At 69.8% G+C, this 19,827-nt stretch carries 19 protein-coding genes and 1 other RNA gene; 12 read left to right on the forward strand and 8 right to left on the reverse strand.

Features of this window, described 5'->3' with window-relative positions; translation table 11 throughout:
* The first annotated feature begins 670 nt into the window (after positions 1-670).
* Entirely contained in the window at positions 671-1,948 is a 1,278-nt protein-coding gene (gene aroA, locus ACQP2P_RS38455) for a 3-phosphoshikimate 1-carboxyvinyltransferase (protein ID WP_433609486.1), read from the forward strand.
* 156 nt (positions 1,949-2,104) lie between these two features.
* Here aroA and ACQP2P_RS38460 read toward each other — a convergent pair whose 3' ends face one another.
* The 3 genes from ACQP2P_RS38460 to ACQP2P_RS38470 form a co-directional block, all read right to left on the reverse strand.
* Entirely contained in the window at positions 2,105-2,377 is a 273-nt protein-coding gene (locus ACQP2P_RS38460; RefSeq protein ID WP_433609488.1) for an excalibur calcium-binding domain-containing protein, read from the reverse strand.
* 39 nt (positions 2,378-2,416) lie between these two features.
* Positions 2,417-3,097: a fascin domain-containing protein gene (locus ACQP2P_RS38465; protein ID WP_433609490.1), complete on the reverse strand. Its 681-nt coding sequence runs from the start codon at positions 3,095-3,097 to the stop codon at positions 2,417-2,419.
* Positions 3,098-4,360: 1,263 nt separating this feature from the next.
* A complete protein-coding gene (locus ACQP2P_RS38470; protein ID WP_433609492.1) occupies positions 4,361-4,972 on the reverse strand; it encodes a bifunctional DNA primase/polymerase in 612 nt (203 codons plus the stop codon).
* A 193-nt stretch (positions 4,973-5,165) separates the two neighbouring features.
* On the opposite strand from ACQP2P_RS38470, the gene ACQP2P_RS38475 reads away from it, so the two are divergent.
* From ACQP2P_RS38475 to ACQP2P_RS38495, 5 genes are read left to right on the forward strand one after another with little or no spacing between them, the layout of a single operon-like run.
* Entirely contained in the window at positions 5,166-6,398 is a 1,233-nt protein-coding gene (locus ACQP2P_RS38475; protein WP_433609494.1) for a helix-turn-helix domain-containing protein, read from the forward strand.
* Positions 6,399-6,438: 40 nt separating this feature from the next.
* The gene (locus ACQP2P_RS38480) at positions 6,439-7,014 is read left to right on the forward strand and encodes a flavoprotein (RefSeq protein ID WP_433609496.1); all 576 of its coding nucleotides are present in this window, start codon (positions 6,439-6,441) and stop codon (positions 7,012-7,014) included.
* 9 nt (positions 7,015-7,023) lie between these two features.
* Positions 7,024-7,830, forward strand: coding sequence for a Nif3-like dinuclear metal center hexameric protein (locus ACQP2P_RS38485; protein ID WP_433609498.1), 807 nt, complete (start codon positions 7,024-7,026; stop codon positions 7,828-7,830).
* A complete protein-coding gene (locus ACQP2P_RS38490; protein ID WP_433609500.1) occupies positions 7,827-8,567 on the forward strand; it encodes a zinc ribbon domain-containing protein in 741 nt (246 codons plus the stop codon). Before ACQP2P_RS38485 ends, ACQP2P_RS38490 begins: the two co-directional genes overlap by 4 nt.
* Positions 8,568-8,571: 4 nt before the next feature.
* Entirely contained in the window at positions 8,572-9,627 is a 1,056-nt protein-coding gene (locus ACQP2P_RS38495) for a histidine phosphatase family protein (RefSeq protein WP_433609502.1), read from the forward strand.
* Here ACQP2P_RS38495 and ACQP2P_RS38500 read toward each other — a convergent pair.
* The gene (locus ACQP2P_RS38500) at positions 9,624-10,382 is read right to left on the reverse strand and encodes a sulfite exporter TauE/SafE family protein (protein ID WP_433609504.1); all 759 of its coding nucleotides are present in this window, start codon (positions 10,380-10,382) and stop codon (positions 9,624-9,626) included. The genes ACQP2P_RS38495 and ACQP2P_RS38500 overlap by 4 nt on opposite strands.
* A 29-nt stretch (positions 10,383-10,411) precedes the next feature.
* Between ACQP2P_RS38500 and rnpB the strand changes: the two genes are divergently transcribed.
* An RNA gene (gene rnpB / locus ACQP2P_RS38505) (RNase P RNA component class A) lies at positions 10,412-10,805 on the forward strand.
* 166 nt (positions 10,806-10,971) lie between these two features.
* Here rnpB and ACQP2P_RS38510 read toward each other — a convergent pair.
* Entirely contained in the window at positions 10,972-11,823 is an 852-nt protein-coding gene (locus ACQP2P_RS38510) for a hypothetical protein (RefSeq protein WP_433609506.1), read from the reverse strand.
* Between the two features lie 912 nt (positions 11,824-12,735).
* Between ACQP2P_RS38510 and ACQP2P_RS38515 the strand changes: the two genes are divergently transcribed.
* On the forward strand, positions 12,736-13,665 hold the full coding sequence (locus ACQP2P_RS38515) for a hypothetical protein (RefSeq protein ID WP_433609508.1): 930 nt from the start codon (positions 12,736-12,738) through the stop codon (positions 13,663-13,665).
* 132 nt (positions 13,666-13,797) lie between these two features.
* Here the strand turns inward: ACQP2P_RS38515 and ACQP2P_RS38520 are convergent, their stop codons facing one another.
* Both ACQP2P_RS38520 and cutA read right to left on the reverse strand, forming a co-directional pair.
* Positions 13,798-14,202: a VOC family protein gene (locus tag ACQP2P_RS38520; RefSeq protein WP_433609510.1), complete on the reverse strand. Its 405-nt coding sequence runs from the start codon at positions 14,200-14,202 to the stop codon at positions 13,798-13,800.
* The gene (cutA, locus tag ACQP2P_RS38525) at positions 14,199-14,534 is read right to left on the reverse strand and encodes a divalent-cation tolerance protein CutA (RefSeq protein ID WP_433609511.1); all 336 of its coding nucleotides are present in this window, start codon (positions 14,532-14,534) and stop codon (positions 14,199-14,201) included. The genes ACQP2P_RS38520 and cutA overlap by 4 nt, the downstream gene beginning before the upstream one ends.
* Positions 14,535-14,679: 145 nt before the next feature.
* Here cutA and ACQP2P_RS38530 point away from each other — a divergent pair, with 145 nt between their 5' ends.
* Positions 14,680-15,327, forward strand: coding sequence for a tyrosine-type recombinase/integrase (locus ACQP2P_RS38530; RefSeq protein WP_433609513.1), 648 nt, complete (start codon positions 14,680-14,682; stop codon positions 15,325-15,327).
* 199 nt (positions 15,328-15,526) lie between these two features.
* Here the strand turns inward: ACQP2P_RS38530 and aceE are convergent, their stop codons facing one another.
* Complete coding sequence (aceE, locus tag ACQP2P_RS38535) at positions 15,527-18,274, reverse strand: pyruvate dehydrogenase (acetyl-transferring), homodimeric type (RefSeq protein ID WP_433609515.1); 2,748 nt, start codon at positions 18,272-18,274, stop codon at positions 15,527-15,529.
* A 280-nt stretch (positions 18,275-18,554) separates the two neighbouring features.
* Here aceE and ACQP2P_RS38540 point away from each other — a divergent pair, with 280 nt between their 5' ends.
* Genes ACQP2P_RS38540 through ACQP2P_RS38550 form a run of 3 tightly spaced genes read left to right on the forward strand, consistent with a single transcriptional unit; the run spans position 18,555 to position 19,795 of the window.
* Positions 18,555-18,914 (forward strand): hypothetical protein, encoded by a 360-nt coding sequence (locus ACQP2P_RS38540; protein ID WP_433609517.1) that lies wholly within the window; start codon positions 18,555-18,557, stop codon positions 18,912-18,914.
* Positions 18,915-18,934: 20 nt separating this feature from the next.
* Positions 18,935-19,348: a YjbQ family protein gene (locus ACQP2P_RS38545; RefSeq protein WP_433609519.1), complete on the forward strand. Its 414-nt coding sequence runs from the start codon at positions 18,935-18,937 to the stop codon at positions 19,346-19,348.
* Positions 19,349-19,360: 12 nt separating this feature from the next.
* Positions 19,361-19,795 carry an NUDIX hydrolase gene (locus tag ACQP2P_RS38550; protein ID WP_433609521.1) on the forward strand — a complete coding sequence of 145 codons (435 nt, stop codon included), beginning with the start codon at positions 19,361-19,363 and terminating at the stop codon, positions 19,793-19,795.
* Positions 19,796-19,827: the final 32 nt, after the last annotated feature.

Below are 19,827 nucleotides of genomic sequence, written 5' to 3' on the forward strand. Positions count from 1 at the left end.
CTCCGAGTCGTACGGCCCGAGGCGGTCCCTTCCCGGGCACATGTTGTCCTCGGACTCGACCCGTTGGTGAGAAAGGCACCAGTAGTACCGCTCAGCACCGCTGCTGCTCATGACATCACTGTGCACCGCAAATGAAACATGCGCCACCGAAACCGGCAAATAGCTTGTTGGGATTCCACAGTAGACGCAACCGCCTGACAAGGGTCCGGGTCACGCCGGTGCGGCCGGGCGCAGTCGCGGGGCGGATCCGAATGCGGGCGAAATGCGTTGCCGGACAAGGAATCCGCGATCATGACGGGGTTGCGAAATCCCGGAAGATTGTGGGAGTTGCACCGGCTTCGTGTGGCAACTCTCACCCGCGGGTGAGCCGAACGGAGGAAGCACATTCGAGTCGGAAGGTCGACCCGCCGGTCTTCGTTCGGAGACGAACGAGGGCGGTGCCGGGGGCCGCGGCGTGGATCGTCCACCGTGGACGGGTGCCGCCGGGAACCGGGCCACAGGCGGCGTCCGGCGGGCGTCGGCGTGACCCCCGGAATAGGCAGACACCATGGGCGAGCCGGCGCAACGGACGCGGCGCGACGGGCCGCGAAGCGAGGGGGACGCAAGGCGCGGCGAGGCCGGGGCGGGGTGCCGGGTCAGCGCCGCGAGTCCGCTGCGGGACAATCGAAGGGTGAGCCTCCATGCCGATGACCTGCCGGACGTCCTCGCCGTCACGCCGTTGACCGCGCCGCCCGACGTCGCCCTGCGCCCCCCCGGCTCGAAGAGCATCACCAACCGCGCGCTCATCTGTGCCGCCCTCGCGCCGGGGCGCAGCACGCTGACGGGGATGCTCTTCGCGAACGACACCCACGCCATGCTCGGCGCCGTGCGGGCGCTGGGCGCGACCATCGCCGTCGACGAGGCCGCGAAGACGGTGCTCGTCGACGGCATCGACCCGCGCTGCGCGACCGGCGAGGTTCGCATCGACGCCCGCCAGTCCGGCACCACCGGGCGCTTCATCCTGCCCGCCGCGGCGCTGCGTCCGGCGCGCGGCGTCGTCGACGGCGACCCGCAGCTGCGGGCGCGCCCGTTCGGCCCGCTCGTGGACGCGCTGCGCGAGCTCGGGGCGAGCATCGAGGACCTCGGGCGGCCCGGATACCTGCCCGTCGCCGCGACCGGTCCGGTGGCCGGCGGGAAGGTGGCGCTGCCGGGGCACATCTCCAGCCAGTACCTCTCCGGACTGCTGATGGCCGGGCCCCTGATGGCCGACGGGCTCACCGTGGAGCTCACCTCGCCGCTGGTCTCCGTGCCCTACGTCGAGTCGACCACCGCCGTCATGGCCGCGTTCGGGGTCCCGGTGGAGGGTCTCACGGTGCAGCCGGGGGCGTACCGGCCGGCCGACTACGCCATCGAGCCCGACGCCAGCGCCGCCTCCTACCTGCTCGCCGCGGCCGCGATCACCGGCGGCCGGGTGAGCGTCGAGGGCCTCGGCACCGGCAGCCTGCAGGGCGACGTGCGCTTCGCGGACCTGCTGGAGCGGATGGGCGCGCGGGTCGAGCGGACCGCCGGCCGCATCACGGTCACGGGCACCGGCGAGCTGCACGGCATCGAGGTCGACATGGCCGACATCTCCGACACCGCGCAGACCCTCGCGGCCGTGGCCGCGTTCGCGGACTCCCCCACCGTCGTCACCGGCATCGACTTCATCCGGCGCAAGGAGACCGACCGGATCGCGGCCATCGTGACCGAGCTGCGCCGCGCGGGGCTCGACGCGACCGAGGACGCCGACGGGTTCACGGTGCGGCCGGGGGCGATCGCGCCGACGGACTTCGAGACGTACGACGACCACCGCATGGCGATGAGCCTGGCGCTGCTCGGGCTGCGGGTGCCGGGCATCCGCATCAAGCACCCGCGGTGCGTCTCCAAGACCTACCCGACGTACTTCGAGGACCTCGCCCGCCTCGGGTGAAGCCGCGGCCCGCGCCGGGTCGTCGACGAGCGGTGCTCGACGGCCCGGCCCGGGTTCGGCCGACCGCGGACCTGGCAGAGAGGCCCGCCAGGGCCGAACGGTGTCTGGCGGGAGCGACGGTCCGCACCACCGCGGACCCGAGTCATGGCCCTGCTCTCAACGTCGTTCGCAGGCGATCCCGTCCGCGTCGGCGTCGAGGCGCTTGTTGGCGGCGTAGGCGGCCGGGTTCACGGTGAAGTTCGTGACGGGCTTGGTCTTGCCCTTCACCCTGTCCGTGGCGCGGGCGCGGGCGACGCCGTGCGCGAAGTCGTGCTGGAGGGCGGCGCAGTTGACGTACCGCTTCGGCGACGCCGCGTACGCCTGCGACGACGGCAGCGCCGCCGCGACCCCCAGCAGCAGGACCATCAGCACCTTCGGGCTCGTCCTCATGCGGTTGTCCTCGGCGGCCCGGGGCCGGACCTGAGGGTTCTACACCGGGTCGAACCAGAGCGCTTCCCAGCTGCCCGGAGCGGCGCCCGTCGCCTTCATCTCCTCGTAGTACTGGCCCGTGTAGTCGAGGCGGCAGGTGAAGTACGTGCCCCGCTGGGCGTTGCGCAGGTAGTACTTGCCCGCGTCGGTCCACACATCAAAGGTCTCCCAGACGTCGGCCCACTCGCCGCGGCCGCGCAGCATGCCGAAGTTCTTGCCGGTGTAGCCGTACTCCGCCGTCACCAGGTACCCCGACGGCGCCTGCAGGAACACCGTGTGCCCGCCGTCGTCGGAGCAGATCTTGAAGATCTCCCACGTGCCGGTCGACCCCGGCGCGGTGCGCGCGCGGAGCATGTTCTGGCTCGCGCCGCCGAATCCCTGCTCCTCCGCGATGTACCGGTTCGCGGCGAGGTTGAGGATTTTGTAGTCGCGGCAGCTGGCCAGCCCCGGCACGCTCACGCCCTCGAAGCCGAGCTGCTGCTCGCCGTCGCGGGTCAGCGGGGTCGCACCCGTCATGTCGATGTGCCCGGGCGCGAGCCCGGGCGGCGGACCGGCGCTGCCGCGGGCGCTCGGGTGCCCGGCGTCGCCGTCGCCCTCGCCGGCCCGGGCGAGCGCGAGGGGGGTCACGACCAGAGCCGCGACCGCGGTGGCCACCAACACGAGAATGCTTTTGCGCCGCACCGGGCACTCCGTTCACGCCGACGGCCGCTTTCGTCCGGCCGTACCGCGGAAATGCTCGGCCACCCCATCGAAAGGGGTCAAGGAGCCAAAGCCGATCTTAAAGTTCCTTTCAGCGCCCTTTCCGCGTCCTCACGCTGCGCATCCGAAAGCGGTGTTCTGCGCAGTGAAAGCCGATGAAAACGGGCTGAAAGATGCGGTGGCCGGGCACGGAAGGCGACGGACGAGTCGACCTGTACGCCGGGCAGCGTCTGCCTTCACAGGTCCTGACCCGTCACTGGGCCGCCTCCTGCCGAACGCGGCATCGATCGCGGCCCGGGTCCGTTCCCGGCTCGACGGCAGCAGGTGCGTGTACCGGCGCAGCGTGAACCCCGGGTCCCAGCGCCCGAGGTACTCGGAGACGGGCGAAGCCGGCGGCGTCGAGCGCGCGGTTCCAGGTCAGCACAAATCCGACGATATGCGGCAGGCGCTGCAGATCACCGTCGGCGAACTGGCCGGCATCCCGAGCTCGCCGCGACGGGCGGCCCGGTCCGGGCCGCCGGGTGGGTACCGGCCGTCGTGGCGCGCCGCCTTCACGCAAGATCGCCAGGCGCCGCCACCCCCGCTGTGTGCGCTTCCCGCGGGGCAGCCGGTTGCGGTGCGTAGCGGTCGGCCGCCGCCGCCGGGCCCGCGCCCGTCGCGCCGCCGGAGGAGCCGTAGGGGCCGAACCCGAGGTCGAGGGGGGCGAGGCTCGGAACGAGTGCACGATCCGAACGATTCGGCGAATCACGACAAAAGCCGAAAAGTCCGAAGCCGGCCAACCGCGACAGCGGGTGGCGGCGACCCCGAAGGCGAAAGCCCGCTCGCCATCGAGCAGTGGCCGCGCCCGGTCGCGCGCGCTGTCATCACGTAGAGCGACAGCAATGCGACGAGCGGGACTACCTGGCCGTTCCGTGCCGGCCCGCCCGCGGAACGTCGGCGGTCAAGACCCGCAACGGACCGGTCTCACCTACCCGTACGGGTTGATGTTGATCAATCGGGTAGATCAACGCCGGACTTTGAGTAGGTATCCTCAGTGCCCTTGAGTACTACGTTCGGATTACGAGGGTCGACCGTAAGGTCACAGTGACGCTACGTTGGGCATCGGCATGAAATCTGCACGTGAACATTTCCGTGAGAGAGCCGGTCTTGATGCACTCGACGCAGTTACCCACAGTCGTGCCGGAGGCGGGCGCGTCCCGTCGCCGTGCGCGCCTGCGCGTCGAGCATACGGACGACCCCGCCGGATCAGGCGGCCGCCCGCCACATGGCGCGCCGTGGGCCCGCGCCCATCGCGTCGAGCATGAGGGCCTGCACGGCATAGGGCTCGGCCGGCCGCCAATGATGCGCCTCCGGCGTCAGCTCCCACCGGACCCGCCCCCCGAACTGCGGACTCGGCGGGGCCGGAATCCACGACCCCTGCCCGTGCAGGACCACCCCGGCGTGCGACGCGAGCTCCGGCAGCACCCCGTGCCCGGGCAGCACCAGGAACATCCAGCGATCCCCGGGCGCCACCGCGACCGGGCCGCGGGCGGCCACGAAGCCGTCGCCCAGCAGGGCGGCGCGGCCCAGGACGCCGGGCACCTCCAGCACGTCGAAGGCGTGGCCGGTCGGCAGCAGCACCGTGTACGGGTGCTCGCGCCACAGCGACCGCACCTGCGAGGGGTCCACGGTGAGCGGATGCGGCGCCGGGTGGCAGGCGACCGTGGGGCAACCCGGGCGGCCGCAGTCGAAGCGACGCTCCCGCAGGTGCCGCCCCGCGTGCCGTCCGACCAGGTAGGCGCCCGGTCGCACGGGCCAGCCGTGCTCGGCGTAGCGGGCCGCGGCCTTCCGGAGCCGCGAGTGTTCCCAGAAGATCATGACCCACTCCTGCCAGGCGAGATCACTCGAAAGTGCGCACAAAACCACGTCGCGTTACCGGACGCGTTGTGCGTCGTTTTTCTCTGCGACGGGGGCTGCAAGTTGCACATCGGAACGTATGAGCGAACGGTCGGTCCGGACCGCACAAATCGTGCGATTTCTACCGGCCGGGTGACCTCCGGAGGTGAGCGACGTGGATGAGTTGCCCATCGGCCGTCGGGTGGCCTACTGGCGGAACCGGCGCAAGATGTCACAGCAGGTCTTCGCCGATCGGCTGGGCAAGTCCAAGAGCTGGGTGGACAAGGTCGAGCGCGGCGTGCGCCGGCTCGACAAGTTCTCGGTCGTGTACGAGATCGCCGACGTCCTGCAGCTGGACGTGCAGATCCTGCTGGGCCGGGACCCCGAGCGCCGCCCGGACAGCATCAACTGCGTCGACCAGATCGAGGTCGAGGAGATCCGGGCCGCCCTGGAGCGCTACGACCAGATCAGCGCCTTCTTCTACGCCCCGCCGGAGCCCCCGCCGCTGCCCGAGATGCGCAAGGCGGTCACCCACGCCTGGCTGTCGTACCAGCACGCGAAGTACGGCATGCTCGCCCGCACCCTCCCGAGGCTCCTGCGCGAGGCCCAGGCCGCCGACACCGCCTACAGCGAGGGCAACCAGGCCGAGGAGGCCGCCCACCTGCTCGGGCAGGTGTACCAGATCGCCTCGAGCGCCCTGCGCAAGCTCGGCGAGCACGAGCTGTCCTGGCTCGCCGCCGACCGTTCGATCGCCGTGTCCCAGCGCGCCGGCGACCAGCTGCTGGCCGGCACCGCCACCACCCGGGTCGCCTGCGCGCTGCTCTCCCTCGGCCGGGCCCGCCCCGCCCTGGAGATCAACGTCAACATCGCCAACCGGCTCGCCCCCGGCTTCGCCGGCAACGACACGAGCCCGCAGCGGCTGTCGGTCTACGGCCAGCTGCTGCTGCAGGGCGCGATGGCGGCCGCGCGCATCGGCGACAGCGCGACCGTGCGCGACCTGCTGGCCGGCGCCGAGGAGGCCGCCGGCGGCATGGACGGCGACGCCAACTACTACTGGACGTCCTTCGGCCCGACGAACGTGAAGCTGCACCGGGCCGCCGCCGCCGTCGAGCTCGGCGAGGGCCGGGTGGCGGTGGAGGTCCACCAGACGCTCGACCCGGACGGGTTCAACGCCCTGCTGCCCGAGCGCCGCGCCCACCACTTCCTCGACCAGGCCCGCGCCCAGGCGCTCATCGGCGACATCGACATGGCCAGCGAGATGCTGCTCGAGGGCGACCGGCTGGCGCCGTCGGAGATCCGCTGCCGGCCGCTGGCCCGCGAGGTGCTCAGCGACGTGCTGCGCCGCACCCGGGGTGCCCCGTCGGCCCCGGTGGCCGAACTCGCGGAGCACATGAGCGTAGGAGTCTGAAAGTGGTCTGAACGGGCTCGCAACAGGGCAGAATGCCCGCATGTCACGACCCGTTTTGTACGCCGTCGTGTGTGGCTCGCCCGCCACCGCCGGCGTTGGCAATCTGGTCTCGCTCGCCCAGGAGCGTGGCTGGGACGTCTGCGTGGTGGCCACGCCGGACGCCCTCAAGTGGATCGACATCCCCGGCCTGGTCAAGCAGACCGGCCACCCCGTGCGGCACCACTTCAAGTACCCCGGTGACCCCGACATCCTGCCCGCGGCCGAGGCGATGATCGTGGCGCCCGCGACCGTCAACACCGTCAACAAATGGGCCGCCGGCATCGCCGACACGCTCGCGCTCGGCCTCATCGTCGAGGGACTCGGGCTCGGGCTGCCGATCGTCGCGGTGCCGTACACCAACCGCGCCATGGCCGCCCACCCCGCCTTCGGCGAGTCGATCGAGCGGCTGCGCTCCTGGGGCATCACCGTGCTCTACGGCGACGACGTGCTCGAGCTGCACCAGCCCGGCATCGGCGAGACGCGCACCGACTTCCCGTGGCGCCTGCCGCTGGACGCGCTCGAGGCGCACCCCTCCGTGCAGGCCCAGCGCATCACGGGGAGCGAGGCGGTGGACTAACGTTACGCCGTGCTTGTCGCCGAACTCGTGAAGCTGCTCGAGCAGCGGTACCCGCCGGAGTGGGCCGAGGACTGGGACCGCGTCGGGTTCGTCCTGGGCGAGCCCGACGCGACCGTGACCCGCGTGCTGCTCGCCGTCGACTGCGACCCCGCCGTCGTCGAGGAGGCCTCACGGGCCGGGGCGCAGTTCGTCTTCACCCATCACCCGCTGCTGCTGCGCGGCGTCTCCAGCCTGGCGCCGACGACGTACAAGGGCCGCATCGTGCACCGGATGATCCGCGAGGGCATCGCGCTGTTCACCGCCCACACGAACGGCGACGTCGCGAACCCGGGGGTGTCCGATGCGCTGGCGGCGAGGCTCGGGCTGCTCGACGTACACCCGCTGCGGCCGGATCCCCGGGCGCCCGAACGCGGTCACGGGCGCATCGGCCGGCTCCCCGAGCCGGTGACCCTGGCGCGGTTCGCCCGGCACGCGGCGGCTCAACTGCCAGGAGCGGCGGCTTCGGTACGGGCGGCCGGCGACCCGGACGCCCGGGTCGAGACGGTCGCGGTGTCCGGCGGGGCGGGCGACGCCTTCCTCGCCGACGCCGCCCGCGCCGGCGTTGACGCATACTTGACCGCGGATCTGCGCCACCACCCGGCGCAGGAGCACCTCGCGAACGGCGGGCCGGCCCTCGTCGACGTCACCCACTGGGCGTCCGAGCGCCCGTGGCTGGACGACGTCGCGGCGTTCCTGCGCGCGGAGGCCGGCGTGCAGACCATCGTGTCCGATGTGGACACCTCACCCTGGGTCCTGTTGGAGGAAGACGACTCGTGAAGGCCGATCCGCAAGACCAGCGCCGCCTGCTCGATCTCCAGGCGATCGACATCGCGCTGACCCAGCTCGCGCACAAGCGCAAGGCCCTGCCCGAGCACGCCGAGCTCGGCTCGCTGGCCCGCGAGCTGTCCACGTTGGAGGATCAGCGGATCCGCGCCCAGGTGGCCGTCGACGACCTCGACCGCGACATCGAGCGGCTCGAGAAGGACGTGGAGCAGGTCCGCTCGCGCAAGGACAAGGACCAGTCCCGCCTCGACGCCGGCACCGGCCCGTCGCGCGAGCTGGAGGCCCTGCAGCACGAGATCGCCACCCTGAACCGGCGCCAGTCCGAGCTCGAGGACGCCGAGCTGGAGCTCATGGAGCAGCGCGAGACCGCGCAGGGCGCCCTCGACGAGATCGTCGGCCGGCTGGAGGCGGCCCGGGCCACCCGCGCCGCGGCCGAGCAGCGCCGCGACGAGGCCCTCGCCGCGATCGCCAAGGACGAGGAGTTCCGCCGGTCCGGGCGGCGCCCGCTCGCCGCCGACCTGCCCGCCGACCTGGTCGGGCTCTACGACAAGATCCGCGAGGCCAGCGGCGGGATCGGCGCGGCGATGCTGCGCCACGGCCGCTGCGAGGGCTGCCGCATCGAGCTCTCCGGCGGCGACAAGGCCCGCGTGAAGGCCGCCGCGCCCGACGAGGTCGTGCGGTGCGAGGAGTGCCGGCGCATCCTCGTGCGCACCGCCGAGTCGGGGCTGTAGCCGCATGCGGGTGACCGTCGAGGCGGACGGGGGATCGCGCGGCAACCCGGGGCCGGCCGGCTACGGCGCGGTCGTGCGCGACGAGAGCGGCGCGGTGCTCGCCGAGCGGCTCGGGGCGCTCGGGGTGACGACGAACAACGTCGCGGAGTACAGCGGCCTCATCGCGGGGCTGAAGGCCGCTCGCGAGCTGGGCGCCGACGAGGTCGACGTGCGCATGGACTCCAAGCTCGTCATCGAGCAGATGGCCGGGCGCTGGCAGATCAAGCATCCGGGCCTGCGCCCCCTGGCCGAGGAGGCGCGCGGCATCGCGCAGGGCTTCGCGCTGGTGCGGTACGGCTGGATCCCCCGCGAGCGCAACAAGGACGCCGACCGCCTGGCCAACGCCGCGATGGACGGCGAGGTCAAGGAGGTCACCGAGCCGGCCCGCCGCTCGTGGTCGCCGCCCGCGACCGGCTCCCCGCTGCGCATGGTGGTCATCCGGCACGGCGAGACCCCCTACACGGCGCAGAAGCGGTACTCGGGCCGCGGCGACGTCCCGCTCTCCGACCTCGGCCACGAGCAGGCCGCCCGGGCCGCGGCCCGGGCCCGGGAGCTGGCGCCGGACCTGGCCGCGGTCATCACCTCGCCGCTGCGGCGCTGCCTGGAGACCGCGGCCGCGCTCGGCGACGTGCCGCTGATCGTCGAGGACGACCTCATCGAGTGCGACTTCGGCGAGTGGGAGGGCCTCACCTACGCCGAGGTCCACGAGCGCTACGCGGCCGAGCAGGAGCGCTGGCTCGCCTCCACCGCCGTCCCGCCGCCCGGGGGCGAGTCGTTCCAGCAGGTCGCCATGCGCGTGCGGCGGGCGGTGCGCAGCCTGCAGGACCGCTTCGACGGCCGGCAGATCGCGGTCGTGAGCCATGTGACCCCGATCAAGCTGATGCTGCGCGACGCGCTGGCCGCGAGCGACTCGTTCCTGTTCCGGCTGTACCTCGACCCGGCCGGCGTCTCCCTGCTGGACTCCTGGCCCGACGGCGGGGTCGCGGTGCGCTCGGTGAACGAGACCGCGCACCTGTCCTAGAAGAAGGCGCGGTAGAGCAGCACGCACCCGACCACGGTGCCGAAGACGACGATGAGGGCCTTGAGCACGGCGCTCGGCAGCCTCCGGGCGAGCCGGGCGCCGGCGTAGCCCCCGACGAGCGCGGCCGGCGCGACCACGGCCACGTCGGCCCAGTCGACCGGCCCGAACAGCCCGAACGCGAGCACCCCGACGAGCCCGCCGACGGCCGAGATGACGTTCTTGAGCGCGCTCACGCGGGCCATCGGCTCGTCCAGCACCAGCCCGAGGGCCGCGACGAGCATGACGCCGAGGGCGGCGCCGAAGTACCCGCCGTACACGGACCCGAGGAACACCATCGCGTGCAGGCCGAGCGCCCGGTGGCGCCCGGACAGCTCCCGCGGGTGCCCGACGATCCGCCGCAGCCGGTCCTGCAGCGCGAGGACCGCCGCCGCCCCGAGCACCAGGAACGGCACCACGTAGTCGAACGCCGCGGCCGGGGTGAGCAGCAGCAGCGCGCACCCGAGCGCGGCCCCGGCCACCGCCGTCGGCACGAGCCGCGGCGCCCGCGCGCGGGGGAGGTCCGCGCGGCTGCCGTAGACGGAGGAGACGTACCCCGGGAACACGGATGTGGTATTTGTCACATTCGCGGCCACGGGCGGCAGCCCGGTGGCGATCAGCGCCGGAAACGTGATGAGCGACCCGCCGCCGGCGATCGCGTTGACCGCCCCGGCGGCGAGTCCGGCGACGGCGAGCAGGGTGATGTCGGCCGGTTCCATGGTCTGACTACCATAGTCAGCACGACGGACGAGTCGGCCGGGCGGCCGCGTCGATGCCACCGGCATCGCCGAGGAACGTCCGGGCTCCACAGGGCAGGGTGGTTGTTAACGGCAACCCGGGGTGACCCGCGGGACAGTGCCACAGAGAGCAGACCGCCCGGCTCGCACGAGCCGGGTAAGGGTGAAACGGTGGGGTAAGAGCCCACCAGCGCCCCGGGTGACCGGGGCGGCTAGGTAAACCCCACCCGGAGCAAGGTCAAAAGGGCCGGCGCCCACGGGCCCGGCCTGCGCAGGCGTTCGAGGGCTGCCCGCCCGAGCCTGCGGGTGGACCGCTGGAGCCTGCCGGCGACGGCAGGCCGAGATGGATGGCCGCCCCCTGCCGCAAGGCGGGGACAGAACCCGGCGTACAGGTCGACTCGTCCGTCGCACCCTGCTCACGGTCCTGGCCGTGCCTGCTGACCTGCTGTTTAGTACGTCAGTTCTGGTCGATATTGGTCGATACTGGGTGCCCTTTGACGGCCCGGTGACGGCCCAGACGGCCCCGGGGCGGCCCAGCAGTGATCCACTTTTCCGTCCAGTGGCGAGTTCGCTAGCGAATGGACCGCGTCACGCTCGGAGTTGCTCCTGCGCCGCCAGGGGTGCTGTGGATGCCGACAAATTGGGCGAGGGCAATGGCGGTGGCTATGACCGTAGCGAGACCCACGACGAATGCTCCGATGGCTCGCGGTTTCGTCCAAAAATGGCTCTGCTCCGTGCCTTCGCCGCCGACTGTGCTAGACGAACCCTCGCTTGCGTGGGGTGCGTTAACCGTAATCCTGTGCCCTCGCCCTGTTACGGCGAGAGTCAGTGCCTGCGAGGCCGCTTCGGCGGGTGGTATGCCGTCCGGTCCAGGTGCGGCAATCGACATCTCCGTGGTGAACTCAGTAAGTGTGGTTCGGATCTGGTCAAGGCAGCCCTGAATGGTTCCGGTTGTGACCGACCAGTAGGCGTCCATTACTTGTATGAACTGATCCCGCACCGCCTCGGACAGCAGTCCGGCGGTAAGGGTGCCACCAGGCAACGAGAGGTTGATGTAGCCCTTGTCCAGGGAGCCCTGGACCATCGCCTCCAGTTCGCCGACTCCAGTTCGGAGCCGCACCTCTTCTTTGATGTGTTCCTGGACAACCTCTGGGAGTTGGAGCGGGCTGATCCGATGGCGTGTCACCTGGGCTCGCGGGCTCACATAGTCGATCATGATCACTGCGCCGATCACCCGGCAGTCCGGCAGGTCTTCATCCGGCCCGTATCCTCGCAGTTCGCGGCTGGCCCACTCCCGGAGCGCTACGGAATTCATCGCACCGCCCAAGGCGATGCATTTTCTCAAGATGCCCGCCAGCGGCTTGGTGTCGTCGAGCGTCTCTGTTTGGATCTGGCGGATCAGATCGTGGGGCCGGTGTGTCATGGATTCAGTGTGGCGATCAGTGCATCGTCGACCTAATGGATCATGTCTGGACCAGGGCGCTTCGGGACGGTTGACACTTACGTGTCATTTACGAAATCGTCGGATTTATGCAGCTGATTGATGCGGCGAACCTGGCGGGGCACGCTCGTGCCGCACCCCACGCGGCCCTGCTTCATCCCGTCTGCCGTCGACCCGCCCCTCGGGAAGCGCGCCTTCGCCCGGGGTGCCCGCGTCAACTCAACGTTGACAGTTGCGCGCGGACGGAAGGCGCCCCGGGCGAAGGTGTGCTTGGCCTTGCCCGGGTTGATGGCGGGCGGGATGACGCAGGGCACCCCAGCTCCAACAACCGCAAGTTCTCGGCGATCATCCTGGAGCCGGAGATCCCCGCCGGAGGCATGCCTTTCACGACGCGACGGCCGTGCCGCCGCGCCGGCCTCTCGTTGACGGCCACGCACGCCCCCGTTTAGCCCGAACACACAGCCTGGTTACTGCCCATGTCCTGGCGGCCCTGGCTGTCTGGTGCTGTGCGCCCGCGCCGGGGGCTGGAACGCCGCGCCGTCGGCCGAAGGCCAGAGGCAGCGGCGCGCTGCTTGCGGCGGCCCCGTGGCGGCGCGGGCGAGCGGCCCGTCAGGGCCGCTTTAAAGACGTACAGAAAGTCCTCACCACTTTGACATTGGTGGTGGACATTGGTGGGCTGACCTATGGTGGACCTCCCAAGGCATTGACCTTCTGTTGCACAATCCGCATGGTGGGACGAGGCGTCATGAGCCGCGGGGTCGTATGGAAGTCTCGGTAAGGCTTGGCCCGAAATGTGCGGATTGGTCAAGGAGGGGGTGTCCATTGCAGCCTAACGGGATCCGGCAGTCTTATGCGGAAGCTCGGGAGCAGGTCATCAGTACACTGGATGCGCTGATGAGTAAATTCCTTCTTGCGATACAGCGTCGATTCCCTCACGAAGGAGTCCGGGCGGCGTTTGCGTCGATGAGAGATGAACTATTGCAGTGGGCGCACGACTATATTCCGAAGGCGCCTTCCGGGGGTGTCGAAGCCGCTGCGATTGATTTCTTCACAGAAATCGTTGATATGTTTATCGAGTTAGTTCGTTTGGCTGAACAGAATACACTTGACAGAATCGTGAACCGCTCTATGGCGGCACTCGAAGCATGTCGCCGGGGAATTCTGTCGTTCCAGTATCGGATTGGGGACGCGGAGGGGGCGGAGGAGGCCGATGAAATTATCGGTCAACGTTTTAGGGCAGTAGAAGCTAAACTTCGTTCGGCTCGTCAGGACTTCGATATCTACGACATTGTCTATGCTACGGCGGCGGAGGCGAGAGACGCTCTGAGCCACGCCAAGGAAGCTGCGGGAATTACTGGCGGAACGGAGCTTGCCAAGCATTACTCTGCACATGCAGCGGTTGAGCGATGGTGGAATATCGGCTGGACAGTACTACTTGTCACGCTGGTCGGTGTGTCTGTCGGCTTGGCGTGGTTCCTCGTAAAGGCGACCTCTAATACGAGTTTCTCCTCGCAGGAGGTAGGCCGTCTCGCTTTGGCGGTACCGCTATTACTGCTCGCCGCTTATGCGTCGAGGCAGGCGCGTTTTCATCGCGATGCGGCCGCAAGGTCGGCCTTAGTGGCTGTCCAATTGAGGACGATTATAGCGTTCGGTGACGCGCTCGATAGCGCTGGGCGTGAAGCGATGTTCCGCGACTTCGGAGTGAGTCTCTTTGGTGCTTCAATGGATCGAATCGGCTCTGTCGATCCGCCATTCGGACTTGGAAGCGAGATAGTTGAAGGGTTGAAAACGCTGGCCAATCGCACGGACGCTAAGGACAAGTAGCGCTTCGCTGACCGACCTGGGTGCAACGCTCCCGGGTCCTGAACCAGGATGTGTTGTTAGTAGCACCGGGACAACTGACCGCGTCCCCCGGCTCGTTCGCGGGACCGTGGGCGGTGGCGGGACATCAGCTCGCTATGCTGACCAGGGACAACGGGAAGCCAATAGTTCGGCAAATGTGGCCTGAAGCACGCAAAACTCGTTGCCCCATGGGTCGCGCATAACCCAGAAGTCGTAGCCGCGCTCTTGTTGGTGATCCCATCGAGTGGCCCCCAGCGCTTCGAGGCGCCGGACCTCGGCTTCGACGTCGTCGGTTTCGAGGTCGATGTGCATTCGTTCCTTGGACGTCTTGACGTCGTCGGTCCGCTGCAGCAGTATCCGGATTTCGGAGTCTGGCAGCCGAAGCTGGCGGTACACCTGCCGGCTCGGCTCACATAGCTCCTCTTCGTGCGCGTCTAGCGCAGCCGACCAAAATCGAGTGGCGTCGTCTAGGTCGTCGCAGTCGATCGTGAAGTAGCAGACCCGGCTTCGGTGGCTCATCGTTCCTCGGATTCGTCTGTCTCGTCGAGAATCCATTGCAAGTACGCGGCGTTCCCGAGCGTTATCGGTGTCGCGGTTACGCAAGCCACCTCGTACGGGTGTTCGCGGTTCGCGCGGTCGATGATCTGCTGAACAAGGGAAGTCCGAGTGTGGAGCATGACTCGAGCTTCGGGCTTGTCGTAGATCTCACCCTGCCACCTGTAGATGGAGCGGATCGTCTCGACGCAATGGCCTGAGGAGCACAGCCGGTCCTCGACCAGTCGGCGGGTGAAGGCAGCCAGCCATTCGGCGTCCGGCGCGGTGATTACGACCTCACTTACTGCTGGCTGCATCCTCAGCCTCCCCGCCGATTAGGGCGTTGATGGTTTCCATGGCCTCGTCGGCAGTGCGACCCATTGAGCCCCAACCGGTGATGACCTTTCCGTCGTAGCTCAGGCCGACCCATCGACCCGGCCTCAACCGGCCCAGAAGAAGGTCGTGCCGTGGACCGGTGAGCAGGTGCGGACCATCCGGTCGCTGCTGCCCGAGCGGTACCGGCTGTTCGTCGACCTCGGCGCCGGCTGCGGGCTGCGGCAGGGCGAAATCTTCGGCCTCAGCGATGAGGACCTGGACGTCGACGGCGGTCGGCTGCACGTGCGGCGGCAGGTGAAGGTCGTCCACTCTCGGCTCGTCTTCGGCCTGCCGAAGAACGACCGGGAACGCTCGGTCCCGCTGCCCGCCTCGGTGCTCCGCCGGATCGACGCCCACCGGCAGGAACGCAAACCCCGGCAGGTCAGGCTGCCGTGGGAGGACCCGTTCGGCACGGAGCTGGTCACCGTGAGTCTGCTGTTGACCACGCCTCGGCACAACGCCATCCGGCGCGGCACCTTCGACGAGCTGACCTGGAACCGCGCGCTCGGCGCCGCGGGCTTCGCCCGGGTCCGGGAGAACGGCACCCACGCACTCCGGCACCACTACGCCTCGGTCCTGCTCGACGCGGGGGAGAGCATCAAGGCCGTGTCCGAGTACCTCGGGCACTGGGACCCGGGGTTCACGCTACGCCAGTACACGCACCTGCTGCCGTCCAGCCAGGAACGGACCCGGGCCGCGATCGATGCCGCGTTCGGCGAGGAGACGGCCCAGTGACGGCCCACGAAGATTGAGGATCAATGTTTCCGCAGGTCAGGACCGTGAAGGCGGACGCTGCCCGGCGTACAGGTCGACTCGTCCGTCGCTTCCTGGTCGCGGTCTCGACGATGGTCGATATTTGGTGCCGTTTGGTTGCGATTGCGAAAGCGGCCGGGTGCTGGAGAAACACCCGGCCGCCGTGCTGCGGAGGAGACTGCTAGGAGTCACCGCCCGTTTCGCCGACCGGGGCGGCGTTCACGTCGTCGATCGCGTACTTCTTCGCCGCCTCCGCGGGAGCCGAGGCCGGGACCTCGCCCCGGCGGGCCAGCTGGCGCAGCGTCGCCACCACGATCGACTCCGCGTCCACGTGGAAATGGCGGCGCAGGGCGTGGCGCGTGTCGGACAGGCCGAAGCCGTCGGTGCCCAGCGACGTGTAGTCGTTCGGCACCCAGCGGGCGATCAGGTCCGGCACGGCGCGCATGAAGTCGCTCACCGCGATGACCGGGCCCGTCGTGTCCTGCAGGGCCTGGGTCACGTACGGCACCTGCGGCTCGTCCGCCGGGTGGAGCAGGTTGTGCTCCTCGGCGCGTACGGCGTCGCGGCGCAGCTCGGTCCACGACGTCGCCGACCACACGTCCGCCGCGACGCCCCACTCCTCGGCGAGCAGCTTCTGCGCCTTCAGCGCCCACTGCATGCCCGTGCCCGAGGCGAGGATCTGCGCCTTGGGGCCGTCCGCGGGGCCCTCGGCGGGCAGGTAGCGGTACAGGCCCCGCAGGATGCCGTCCACGTTGACGTCCGCGGGCTCGGCCGGCTGGAAGATCGGCTCGTTGTAGACGGTCAGGTAGTAGATGAGGTCCTCGGGGGCCTCGCCGTACATGCGGTTGACCGCGTTCTCGGTGATGTGCGCGATCTCGAAGGCGAACGCCGGGTCGTAGGCCACCACGGCCGGGTTCGTCGCGGCGATGAGCAGCGAGTGCCCGTCCTCGTGCTGCAGGCCCTCACCGTTGAGCGTCGTGCGGCCGGCCGTGGCGCCGAGCATGAAGCCCCGCGACATCTGGTCGGCCGCGGCCCAGATGCCGTCGGCGGTGCGCTGGAAGCCGAACATCGAGTAGAAGATGTACACCGGGATGATCGGCTCGCCGTGCGTCGCGTAGCTGGTCGCGGCGGCGGTGAACGAGGCGATGGAGCCGGCCTCGTTGATGCCCTCGTGCAGGATCTGGCCCGAGGTCGACTCGCGGTAGGACAGGAACAGCTCGCGGTCGACCGGCGTGTAGTTCTGGCCGTGCGGCGAGTAGATCTTCGCGGTCGGGAACAGCGAGTCCATGCCGAAGGTGCGGGCCTCGTCGGGGATGACGGGCACCCAGCGCTTGCCCATGCCCTTGTCGCGCATGAGGTCCTTGAGCATGCGGACGAAGGCCATCGTGGTGGCGACCTTCTGCTTGCCCGAGCCGCGCTTGATGTCGCCGTAGACCGAGCTCTCCGGCAGCTGCAGCGGGATGTGCGTGGTGCGCCGCTCGGGCACCGAGCCGCCGAGAGCGGCGCGGCGCTCGCGCATGTACTGCATCTCCTCGGACTTGTCGTCCGGGCGGTAGTACGGCACCGCGTACGGGTTGTCGCCGATCGCGCTGTCGGGGATGTCGAGGTACAGCCGGTCCCGGAAGTCCTTGACGTCCTGCAGGGTCAGCTTCTTCATCTGGTGCGTGGCGTTGCGGCCCTCGAAGTGCGAGCCCAGCGTCCAGCCCTTGATGGTCTTGGCCAGGATGACCGTCGGCTGCCCGGTGTGCTCGGTGGCGGCCTTGTAGGCGGCGTAGAGCTTGCGGTAGTCGTGCCCGCCGCGCTTGAGGTTCCAGATCTCGTCGTCGGAGAGGTGCTCGACCATCTTGCGGGTGCGCGGGTCGCGGCCGAAGAAGTGCTCGCGGACGTAGGCGCCGGACTCGGCCTTGTACGTCTGGTAGTCACCGTCGGGCGTCACGTTCATGAGGTTGACCAGCGCACCGTCGGTGTCGGCGGCCAGCAGCGGGTCCCACTCACGGCCCCAGACGACCTTGATCACGTTCCAGCCGGCGCCGCGGAAGAACGCCTCGAGCTCCTGCATCACCTTGCCGTTGCCGCGGACGGGGCCGTCGAGGCGCTGCAGGTTGCAGTTGATCACGAAGGTGAGGTTGTCCAGCTCCTCGCGGGCCGCGACGCCGATGGCGCCGAGCGACTCGGGCTCGTCCATCTCGCCGTCGCCGAGGAACGCCCACACGTGCTGGCCGGACGTGTCCTTGAAACCGCGGTTGTGCAGGTACCGATTGAAGCGCGCCTGGTAGATGGCGTTGATGCCGCCGAGGCCCATCGACACCGTCGGGAACTCCCAGAAGCCCGGCATGAGCCTCGGGTGCGGGTAGCTGGGCAGGCCGCCGCCGAACCCCCGGTGCGAGAGCTCCTGGCGGAAGCCGTCGAGCTGCTCCTGGCTCAGGCGGCCCTCGAGGAAGGCGCGGGCGTACATGCCCGGCGACGCGTGGCCCTGGAAGAAGACCTGGTCGCCGCCGCCCGGGTGGTCCTTGCCGCGGAAGAAGTGGTTGAAGCCGACCTCGTACAGGCTCGCGGCGCTGGCGAAGGTCGAGATGTGGCCACCGACGCCGACGTCGGGCCGCTGGGCCCGCTGCACCAGCATGGCGGCGTTCCAGCGGATGTAGGCCCGGATACGCCGCTCGATGTGTTCATCGCCGGGGAACCAGGGCTCCCGCTCGGGCGCGATGGTGTTGATGTAGTCGGTCGTGGTGAGCGGCGGGACGCCGACCTGCCGTTCGCGGGCGCGCTCCAACAGGCGCAGCATCACGTACCGTGCGCGCTTCGTGCCGCGCTCGTCGATCACGCCGTCCAGCGATTCGACCCACTCGTTGGTCTCCTCGGGGTCGATGTCGGGCAGCTGGCTCGGTAGGCCGTCGCTGATCACCGGCCGCTTGCGTTCGGTGGACACAGGCGTTCCTTCTGGGTAGCTAGCGACCGGGGTGGTGCTCGGCGGGACTCGTCGGGCGCTGCGACCGGTCTGGGTGGCCTCGGGGTGCGGCTCGATGGTTCATGGCCTTCTACGAGCCCTTGTCCATCCTGCCTGGCTTCGGTGCGGTCCGTCACGCCTACAGGACGCCAACTGCGACGCTCGACACGATACCGGTCGGTAACTTCTGTGGCCTGTCCCTCTTGACGCAGACGCGACACAGCGAGTATCCCAGGCCCGCGGATCGGCTACGGTGCGGGCCGTGTCCGAGAACTCCTCCTGGTGGCTGCTGCTGCCGTGCGGCATCGTCACCGTGGCGCTGACCACGGCGATCACCATCACGGTGGTGATGATGCGCAAGATCGCCCGCCCGGCGCTGCGGACCTTCCAGGACGCCCGGGGCCAAGGGTCCGGGCCCGGCTCCGGCGGCGCCACGGGGCCGTCCAGCCCGCCGGACCCGTTCACGCAGCCGTCGAGCGCCTCGGAGCCGTCGCACGATCACTGGCAGAGCCACGGCCACACGATCCACCACCACGACCCGGGATCGTCGTCGAGCTGGAGCGACTCCGGCTCGTCGAGCAGCGGTGACTCCGGCTCGTCGCACCACCACCATTCCGGCTGAGCGGCTGGGAGACTGGAGCGATGCGCACCGAGGTCATCACCGTCCGGACCGGCTCCCGCCCCGTCGTGCGGGACATCACGCAGGAGGCGGCGCGGTTCGCCAGTGAGGCGGCCGGCGACGGCGACGGCCTGCTCAACGTGTTCGTCCCGCACGCCACCGCGGGCGTGGCCGTCATCGAGACCGGCGCCGGCAGCGACGACGACCTGCTGCGCGCCCTGGACGATCTGCTGCCGGCCGACGACCGCTGGCAGCACCGGCACGGCTCCCCCGGCCACGGGCGCGATCACGTGATGCCGGGGTTCGTCGCGCCGTACGCCACCCTGCCGGTCCTCGGCGGCCGGATCGCGCTGGGCACCTGGCAGTCGATCTGTCTGGTGGACCCGAACGGCGACAACAGCACACGCCAGGTCCGCTTCAGCTTTGTCCGGGGATGACAGGATGAGCCGGTGATCGAGCGCCGAGTCGCCGTCGTGTTCCTGGTCGACCCCGAGGGGCGCGTGCTCATGCAGCACCGCGACCGGCAGGCCAAGGTCTCGCCGAACCAGTGGGCGATGCCCGGCGGCAAGATCGAGGCCGGGGAGTCCCCGGAGGAGGCCGCGCGCCGTGAGGTGCGGGAGGAGACGGGCCTCGACGCCGGGGCGATCCAGCCGTACCTCGTGCGCACCCGCCCCTCGGTGACCACCGCCGACGGCGAGGTCGAGATGCACGTCTTCTGCGGGCCCACCGACGCCCGCCAGGAGGACATCGTGCTGGGTGAGGGCCAGGCCATGGTGTTCCTCACACCCGAGGAGGCGCTCGGGCGCGACCTGGGGGTGACCGCGGCGCTGCTGCTGCCCGGGTTCCTGGCCTCGCCGCAGTACCGGGCGCTGGCCGAGCGGTAGTCCGAGGGTCGTCCGGACGGCCGGAATCTCCC

Origin of the sequence: Dactylosporangium sp. CA-139114 (assembly GCF_050955725.1) — a bacterium.
GTDB lineage: Bacteria > Actinomycetota > Actinomycetes > Mycobacteriales > Micromonosporaceae > Dactylosporangium.